Origin of the sequence: Pseudorhodobacter sp. W20_MBD10_FR17 (assembly GCF_052119765.1) — a bacterium.
Taxonomy (GTDB): domain Bacteria; phylum Pseudomonadota; class Alphaproteobacteria; order Rhodobacterales; family Rhodobacteraceae; genus Pseudorhodobacter.
Window position 1 is genome coordinate 1 of sequence record NZ_JBGQOQ010000112.1, and the last position, 1,130, is coordinate 1,130.

Consider the following 1,130-nt stretch of genomic DNA (forward strand, 5'->3'; position numbering starts at 1 on the left):
TACATGAACTATCTCCAAGATAGTCCAAGTTTTCGTCCGCACCCCCGCCGGGTCAGTTCTCAGTGACAATTAACAGGATTGGACCGCCTGTCGCGCAACCAAGCCGACATCGCATCAATCTATCAAAAACTGCAATTCCGCGACGTTATGATCGAGACCGTCAGCGAAGGCGCCATTTCAGAGATGCACATTGGCCTTAAGGGTACAATGAACTCACTGTTCCTCAAGGATCTCGCCGTCAAAACCCATCGCGGCCTCAAAGGGCGGGCATTGGCAGGCAAATCGGCGGGGGGCAAAGCTTTCGGCTATCAAAACATCCTTCAGTATGATGCCTCAGGCGAACCCATCAGAGGCGACCGCAGAATTGATACCATCGAGGCCGCAACCGTCCGGCGGATATTCAGGGACTATTGTTTGGGGCTTTCGCCCAAGAAGATCGCCGAGACCCTCAACGCCGAAGGCATCCCCGGCCCGTCCGGACAGACCTGGGGCGCATCCACCTTGCATGGCAACCGTGAACGCGGCACCGGCATCCTCAACAACGAACTCTATATCGGCCGCCAGGTCTGGAACCGGCTCACCTATGTCAAAGACCCCGAGACCGGCAAACGCATCTCGCGCCTCAACCCCGAAGCCGATTGGGTGATCACCGATGTGCCAGAGCTGCGGATCATCGATCAGGATCTGTGGGAGGCTGTGCGCACCCGTCAGGGCGCGATGAAGGTCAAGAATACCGATACGCCGGTTTGGGACCGCCGCCGCTCCAAAACGCTGTTTTCGGGTTTGTTGGAGTGTGGCTGTTGCGGGGGTGGGTTTGCCAAAGTGTCGCAAAGCCAATTTGGTTGCTCAACCGCGCGCAACAAAGGCAAAGCGGTGTGCAGCAACATGGCGACGATTGGTCAGGCCGAACTGGAGCGGCGCGTGCTCGACGCGTTGCATAACAACCTGATGGATCAAGACGCGCTGACGCTCTTCTGCGAGGAATATGCAAAAGAACGCAACCGCCTGCAGGCCGAAGCCTCGTCCAATCGGGGATCTTTGGAGAAAGACCTGGCAGCGGCCAAAAAAGACCACTCCAAACTGATCGATGCGATCATTGCAGGTGTCCCCGCCGATCAAGTCAAAGACCG

Annotated in this window: 1 protein-coding gene; it reads left to right on the forward strand. The window is 57.1% G+C overall.

All coding sequences use genetic code 11. The features are described 5' to 3' along the window. Window positions 1-414: 414 nt before the first annotated feature. Window positions 415-1,130: recombinase family protein (locus tag ACEN2J_RS20820; RefSeq protein WP_442108677.1), on the forward strand; the 716-nt coding region annotated here is incomplete at its 3' end.